Annotated in this window: 5 protein-coding genes and 1 pseudogene; 3 read left to right on the top strand and 3 right to left on the bottom strand. The window is 59.5% G+C overall.

Translation table 11 applies throughout. The features are described 5' to 3' along the window. Positions 1 to 301: 301 nt before the first annotated feature. Positions 302 to 2,104: a site-specific integrase gene (locus EJC49_RS24565; RefSeq protein ID WP_126702562.1), complete on the top strand. Its 1,803-nt coding sequence runs from the start codon at positions 302 to 304 to the stop codon at positions 2,102 to 2,104. Between the two features lie 286 nt (positions 2,105 to 2,390). Here EJC49_RS24565 and EJC49_RS24560 read toward each other — a convergent pair whose 3' ends face one another. From EJC49_RS24560 to EJC49_RS24550, 3 genes are read right to left on the bottom strand one after another with little or no spacing between them, the layout of a single operon-like run. Next, positions 2,391 to 3,821 (bottom strand): trypsin-like serine peptidase, encoded by a 1,431-nt coding sequence (locus EJC49_RS24560; RefSeq protein ID WP_126702561.1) that lies wholly within the window; start codon positions 3,819 to 3,821, stop codon positions 2,391 to 2,393. Positions 3,822 to 3,845: 24 nt separating this feature from the next. After that, the gene (locus tag EJC49_RS24555; RefSeq protein WP_245453552.1) at positions 3,846 to 4,631 is read right to left on the bottom strand and encodes a DUF5677 domain-containing protein; all 786 of its coding nucleotides are present in this window, start codon (positions 4,629 to 4,631) and stop codon (positions 3,846 to 3,848) included. Positions 4,632 to 4,649: 18 nt separating this feature from the next. Next, complete coding sequence (locus EJC49_RS24550) at positions 4,650 to 5,381, bottom strand: hypothetical protein (protein WP_126702560.1); 732 nt, start codon at positions 5,379 to 5,381, stop codon at positions 4,650 to 4,652. A gap of 161 nt (positions 5,382 to 5,542) precedes the next feature. Between EJC49_RS24550 and EJC49_RS24545 the strand changes: the two genes are divergently transcribed. Then, positions 5,543 to 6,835, top strand: coding sequence for a dsDNA nuclease domain-containing protein (locus EJC49_RS24545; protein WP_126702559.1), 1,293 nt, complete (start codon positions 5,543 to 5,545; stop codon positions 6,833 to 6,835). Further along, positions 6,832 to 7,228: pseudogene (locus tag EJC49_RS24540) on the top strand (hypothetical protein); the annotation flags it as partial. The gene EJC49_RS24545 and the pseudogene EJC49_RS24540, both read left to right, overlap by 4 nt.

Genomic DNA, 7,228 nt, shown 5'->3' with positions numbered 1-7,228 from the left:
AAAACGGAAAGTGTTACCCATGTGTCCGGTACGTTCCGTCACCTATGTCTCGGGTCGCTCAGGACTCTTCCCCAATTCGCGCTAACTGCCTGATCCGTTTGGGAAATCATTCCCGGCAGCTCCCGACCAAGGGAGATGGAAGGTGGACGTATCGCGTAACGTATCCCCCGATGTATCGCTGGACTTATCGTCCGGGGCGGCACGGCGGAGGCCGGATCCGGCCGATCCAGGCAACCCGAGGAACGGCTCGCCGGGCAAGTACCTCGTTCGCTCAGGGTCCGTTTGTCTTTTTCAGATCAGGATGCCCGAGGACATCGGCGGATCGCCCGCGCGCACGCTGCGCATCGGGCTCGGTCCGCTGACGGCGAGACAGGCGCGGGTGAAGGCGGAACTGCTGGCAGCGCTCGCCCGCATCCGCTTCGAGCAGATCAGGACGGCACGGATGCAGGATTGCCAATCAGACGATGACGGCGGCGACGTTTCTCCCGAGATGGCAGCCGCTGAGGTCAAGGGCTACCTCATGGCCATGAAAAGCCTGCTCGAGGGAGCTCCGCCGCCAACGCCTCCGCACCAGGAGCCGGGCTTCGCAGGCATCCGCGGTCTCGTCGCGCTAAACCGCGAACTTGCGAAGGGCAGCGAAGGCAATCCGCTCATCGTGGACAATGCCGAGATGCTAAAGGCGCAGTCCATTGCCCGGATCAGGGAGACAGTCGATCTCGTCCAAGGCATAAGGAAGATGGCCCCCCAGCCGTGCCCGGACGACATTCCAGCCACGCTTACCGCCGATCCAGGCACGACGCCTGTCCGGCCCCCAGATGCAGCCAAGCCCTTCTCTGGCGACCTGCCGCTGAAGCAAACCACAGTGCTCGTTCAGGGCGCTGCGGTTTCGGACCGGGAGCAGGCGTCGCCGGTCCGGATCCATCGTGACGAGAACGGCAAGATCATTCCTGCCTTCCGCCTCGACAGGCGCAGGGTGGCGCGCAAACCGTCGGACCTCCCGCCTCTCAGCGAAGTCGCCGAGGAGTACTTCGCCGCCCGCGAAGTCAAACTGGGAGAAGGCCACAAGGACATTAAGACGGCGCGGATGCGTTTGGGGATTTTCCTCGACCTGATCGGGGATCATCCCGTCGACACCTACACGGCAGCCGACCTTCAGGCCTACATCGCCCTAATGACGCACTGGCCCGCACAAGACCGCCACAGGCCGTCGGACAAGTCGCCGCGCGAAATTCTCGCAGCCAATGCCGATCTCAGGTTCAAGCCGCTGAAACGGTCGGCGCTCGAGGATGGCTATGTCACGACGGCTCGATCCATCATCCGGTACAAGATGACGGAATACGAATATCCAGACCCCTTTCTGAACGCGAGGCTGAACTACCCCGAAACCGCAGCGCCAAAGCAATCGACCGAACCATTGAGCTCGGAGCAGAAGAGCAGGATTTTCCGGACCGGCGTCGAGGGGGGCCTGCTCGACGAGGCGATCCTGCCGCTTTTGGGCGACCTGACCGGGCGGCGGCTCGGGCTGCTCGTGCACCTTCAGGGGAGCGACGTCCGCGAAAAGTACCCCGGCGTCTTCGTGGCGCAGACCAGCGGCATCGTCCTCACGGCAGACGGCGTGTGGCGCCGCGTACCGATCAAGACCGACCAGAGCACCACCTTCTTCATCCTGCACGACTTCCTGCGTGAGATCGGTTTCGTGGACTGGGCGCTGGCCAAGGGCCAGACATCCCTCTTTCCGGAACTGACGCATCTGGCCGATCCGAGCAAGAGCGCCAGCTCCTACATGCAGCGCCTCTTCAAGAAGGCCGGCGTCCAGGGGAACGGCCGCGAGGTTTTCCACTCCCTTCGCGGCGGCCACATCGACTTCCTGCGCGACGCCAAGGTCGACTCGCGTGATCGCCGCCTCCAAGCCGGGCACAAGATCGAGAACGAGCACGACCTCTACGGCTTCAGGGCGATCACCGAGGACCGCGCATTCGAGATTGCGCATGCGACACTCGACCGCCGGGTCGACTACTCGATGTTCCGAAGCCTTGATTTCGAGAGGCTTGCACAAGGGAAGCGGACGCGCGGGCGGAGGCCAAAGCCGGGCGGGCAAAGATAAACGGTCCCCATTTGCTTTCATCAATGTGAACTGCCCCCGAAGGACCGACCGATGTGCACTCCATCCAAGTCACTAAGGCAAACTTTGCCTCGACCCAGAAGCAGCCGTTCGTTGTGGTTTGAACGATCGTCGGTAATGCGTCCCCATCTCGGCGATTGACTTCAGCATCACAGGTTCCTGAAGGCAGACGTTCTCGGAGCCCTCACGGGAGGTATAGCTGCGCGTCCAATTTGGGCAGCGACCCAACCCTGCTTTTCTTTGGGTCTGCAGTGGACGCTACAAACGACTAGCTGCGCTTTGTCGAGCGGCGCGGTCTTATCGCGCTTGAGGTGATCGACACGTCAGAAAATGCCGCCCGATCCCGATCGAAGACGGTCGCCGCCTTGAAGTAGCAGCGTTGAACGAGTTCCATGCTCGCGACTCCGTCTTCCTCGCTCACATTGATGAAGTGCTCCCGAAAATCGTGCCGGTGCCGGTGGTAGTCATCCCCCGACACCTCCACCATCCAGATCAGTGACTGAAGCAGGAAGAAATATTCGATCCTGATTTGTTCGGGTTCGATGATCTCGGCTGATATGAGTTCCAAGTCCTCCACGCCTTCGAAATCCTCGACCGAAAAGCTCACAATGGCGGTAAGGCATTGCTCGGGTATGTCTGCTGCCCTGAGAAAACCTCTCATCCTGGGAAGCGGCAGGCTCCCAAGCGCCGCGATGGTGGCTTCGCTTCCCATCGACTCCAATTCGTTGCCCCATGCGTCTAGAAAGTGCTCGCGCTCGTCCTCGTTCAACCCGGGGTTCCTGGCCGACACTTCCACCGAGTCCGCGATCAGTCTTGTTTCCTCGTCGGACAGATTGAGGGTGAGATCTCCCCACGGGTTCCGTTGGACATCGCCTTTGAGCTTCACGAGCCCCAGAGTCTTCGCGCCGAGCAGGCTGACAGTCTCTTGGGCTTGCAGCTTGGGAACGGCGCCCTTGACGCGGAGCCGAAGGGCCTCCCAGATCAAGGTCACGTAGGAGGGGCCGCCCTCGAATGAGGACGACAGTATTCCCACGAGATACCCATCGGCGTTCACGACAGCGCCGCCGCTCATTCCGCCGACTGTGTCCATGTTCACTTCGAAGCATGGCGATGCCATGCGCTCACCGCGACCGTTGGGATAGGCCGCAGTGACCAGGCCGGACGATATTAACGGCGTGACGAGCGCGGCGCGCTCTTCGATCGCCTCATGCCGAAATCCGATAGCCCACAGCCGCTCTCCGATGAGTGGGAGCGCGATCTGTATTGGCGCAAGCATCAGAGGAAAATTGGCATGCGCTTCCGAATTCAGGGCGCAGCTTACGAGGGACAGTTCTGAGACCACCCTACGCTGGTCATCGAACTCGCTGGGTTTTGACAAAGCGATCACGTCGATCGGAAGCCAAGCACGTGCCGCGCCCGGTAGAAACGTCATGAAGACCGGAGGCGTTCCATGCCGTGGAAACTCATCCAGCACATGGGTCGCGGTGACAAGCAGGCCCGGGCCGACCATGACGCCACTTCCCAGGATGGTCGCCCCATCTCCATCCAAAATCCCGACGGCTACGAGCGCGTCGCCGGCTTCATGCAGCGACCGCAATGGGCCGATCCCGTCCTCGGCCGAGTATTCAACCGTAGCCCAAGAAAGTTTCAGGTCAGCGAGCGCGGGATTGTCCGGCGTGATGAGGACGGTGTGGGACATGCGACAAGGCTCCGGTACTACGATTTACTGGCTATAATTTTCCGCTTCATGGCGACGAGTCGTACTGGCGCGCGCAACCTCCCGGTATCTGACTAGCAATGCCTGAAACTCGTCCCAAAGGTCTGTCTTTGCCTTGACCTTCATCAGGATCAGCATCGCGATCGTCATCGAGATTCCAAGCTCGGCGAAGGTCACATGAATTTCGATGTCGTCGAGAGGCGGATGAACGATCAGTTTTGCCGACTGATCCGCGGGGTTCTCGACATAGTGGCGGTTCAGCGAGGTGATGCTGACATGTGCTGCGTCGCCGGAAATGTCCCGGTAGGTACGGTAGAGCCGGTCGAACTGACTACCCTTCAGGAGCGCCGATACCTGGATTGCCTTGGCGCCTTGCAGTCCTTGCGCAAGAAATTCCTCCAAGAGTTGCCTGACGTCAGCAGTGCCGTTGAAGTCCTGCGCATTGAGATGCCGCCCTGCGCGTGATTGCCGGCTTTTGTAGTCGTCGCCCTTCATCTTCGTGACGAAGGCTGCGTCACGGTCTAGGGCGATAAGGTACATGACCGCCTCGATCACCCCCCGCGTGTGAACGCGGAAATCGAGTTGTCGATCGTTCTCGATGAGAAGCAGAGAACCTTGGCACAGCGTCAACGCACGCGCATAGAGTGCGGCCTTGATGGCGACGAGTTCCCGCTCCTCGTTGGAGGCAACGTGGATGGGGTCTTCCTGAGTGAATTGAATGGCGACCGTCACATAGTCGCGCAGCAATTCGATCCAGAGCTCTGAGCGTGCGGCGTTATCATCGTAAGACATCTGTCATCGGCTTTCGTCTCAAGCGGCTGGGTAAAAGGTGGAGAGCCAGACCCGCTTGTGTTGCGCAAACGCCAAACGGCTCGGTAAGCCAGGAGCCCCGTCATTGGGGAAGAAGGCGTTGATCTGTTCACCCACCTGAACGGCAAGTCGACCCATCTCGGAGATCACAGCTTCGAGAGCCGTCGCCTCCATGAATGGGCCGATGACGGCATTGCCATCCTTTTGCGGCCGCATCATCCATGCCGATTTCATGGTGGGATGGCCGGCGAGTTCGGAAAATAGCTCGTACATCTCGGCGCGTCGCTTCGAGGTGAAGCCGTCGCGGGCGTCAAGCGCCTCGCGCACCTTCACTGGCGAGAACGCCTTCATGCGCGCCTTCTTGTCCGCGAGACGCCAGCGCTCAATGAGCGTGCGGTCACCGACGAAAAGACTGAGCAGGAAGACGGTTTCCAGCACGTCGCGCAAAATCAGAGCGCAGTTCTGATGGTACCCTGAAAGCGCCAGCTTCAGGCTCGCGCCGAAGGCACTGAACGTCCGCATGCCGAGAACCTGAGCGACTTTCAGATCCTCATCGCTGGTGTCGAACTGGCGAAAGGTGTCAGCGAGATCCATCGCGGCTTCGACAATGACAAGGTGCAGCTGCAGCCGCTGGTCGGCCGCGACGATGTCTAGTGCTTTCTCGCGAAGCTGCTCCTCGCCATCATGCAGGCTCACCAGGTTCGACGGGATAACGTTCTTGCCTTCGATCATCGATACGCTTCATTTCTACAGCGCTTTTCCGGCTTTAGGCGGCCGAAATCAATGCACGGCATCAAGGTCAATTCGATCCCTTCCGTTCAGGAAGTTCTCAGAGAATCGCGCACAACACAGTTTACAGCTTGCGATCATACTTGCGGCTGTGATGGTGTAGCATGCTCACTAGGTTCAAAACTGAAATATGTGCTGACATCGTGAAATCTCCCGATCTGGTTCTAGATAAAGCTGATTCCGGCGACGACGTGGCTGCGCGGTTTGACTATCAGCATGCCTACGCTGCGATAAACGCCATCCGGCTCATTACCGGAGAAGGCGATTGCGTTGAGGTTATCTGCGAGAACCAAGAAGATTTTTTGCTAAAGAAGATTTCCGGTAGGTTCATAGGAACCCAGATCAAGACACGCAAGATTACGCTCCCGCCGTTCAAGGCTGGCGATGAACAGATCACGATTGCTCTTGGAAAATTCTGTCTACTGGACCAGAAATTCCCTGGCTGTTTCGAAGGCTTCGACTTCACGACCAACCATTCCTTTTGGAAGAATGAGCAGTCGCTGAACAACCTCCCGTGGCTCCTCGACACGCTCCGTCAACGGGGCGGTATCAAAGGCCTGCGTGAAAACAGCGCGATGCGCCAATATGTCGAAGAAATCGCTGCGAGCACCGGCCTCAGCCCCCAGAACGTGGCCGCCACGCTTCTAAGGACGACGATTCGGGGTCACGAAGCGGAAATCACCCATATAGGCAGCAACGTGAAGGAAGCACTTTGCGAGTGTCCCGGCATGGAGGAATTGCCCTATGCCACGGTCGCCACGATCGCGAAGGCGCTGGTCCAGCTTGCGCGTGAGGCGTCCGCCAAGGCGCTGCGGGGACCAATAACGGAGTTGTACGCTCCGGGAACTGATCTGACGCAAGTGGTCGATGGCCAGCTTCTCGCCGGGAAGCGCATTTGCAAGGCTGATGTTCTCGGTGTCATTGACCGGTTCAAAGGCGGCGGTAAGCCCTACGAGGATATCAATGTCTCGACGTTGGTAACGCCCTCCGACGCACCGTCCGATCTGGTGATCGCGTTCCGCAAACTGGCGAAGGGCGGCGTCGAGGCCGGCCGTGTCACAAATATTGAGGATCGTGTCCGCTCCTTCGAGTCGTTGTTCCTTGAATGGAGCCGGAGGTACGGAGTTAACGAGGCAACGAAGCGCTACAATAACGTGCTCGCGGCGGTGCAGTTCGAAGCCGCCGAGGCGCAGGCCGCTGCCGAAAAGGGCGGCGGGCCTTACGGTTCGGCGATGTTTGGCTTACTTGCCGATCGCCTGATGGCGCGCGTCAGGGACGATCGCGATCAGCTCCACGGGTGCCGTCCGGAGCATTTAATCGGAGCCGCAGGCCTTCTCACGCAGCAATGCAAGACGTGGTGGTCGCCGCAATTCAATGCTGCCGAGAACGCGCCATGAGCCTGGACCTCGTCGAGATCGTTACGGCGCTGGACAAAGACGAGGACGTACACCTTGCCCGCATCATCGTCCTGCTCAAGGCTTTCTCGCAACCGGACGCTCCGGCGATTGAAGGCATCACCAAGCTGGCGAAACTTGATTTTCTGCTCCGCTATCCATCATGCTTGGAGAAAGCCCTTATCGCGCGCGGGGTTTCCGCCAAGAACATTCCGGTGGACGATTTCGAAAGGCTGACCATCGAAGCCCTAATGGTACGATACCGCTACGGACCGTGGGATCACCGGTACCGCCGCTTCCTCAATATTCTGGTCGCCCGCCGGCTTGCCCTAGTTGTCGTTGCTATGGAGGTTGTCCGTCCGAGGCTTGGATGGGAGGTTGTTGTTGCGACACGAC

Origin of the sequence: Aquibium carbonis, from assembly GCF_003970795.1 — a bacterium.
GTDB lineage: Bacteria > Pseudomonadota > Alphaproteobacteria > Rhizobiales > Rhizobiaceae > Aquibium > Aquibium carbonis.
The sequence above is the reverse complement of the archived record's forward strand: the minus strand, read 5'-3'. Positions and strand labels throughout refer to the sequence as shown.

Bases quoted from the DNA above. Each gene is read 5' to 3' on its own strand.
- EJC49_RS24565 (WP_126702562.1), top strand. From the start codon at position 302: ATGCCCGAGGACATCGGCGGATCGCCCGCGCGCACGCTGCGCATCGGG.
- EJC49_RS24560 (WP_126702561.1), bottom strand. From the start codon at position 3,821: ATGTCCCACACCGTCCTCATCACGCCGGACAATCCCGCGCTCGCTGAC.
- EJC49_RS24555 (WP_245453552.1), bottom strand. From the start codon at position 4,631: ATGTCTTACGATGATAACGCCGCACGCTCAGAGCTCTGGATCGAATTG.
- EJC49_RS24550 (WP_126702560.1), bottom strand. From the start codon at position 5,381: ATGATCGAAGGCAAGAACGTTATCCCGTCGAACCTGGTGAGCCTGCAT.
- EJC49_RS24545 (WP_126702559.1), top strand. From the start codon at position 5,543: ATGCTCACTAGGTTCAAAACTGAAATATGTGCTGACATCGTGAAATCT.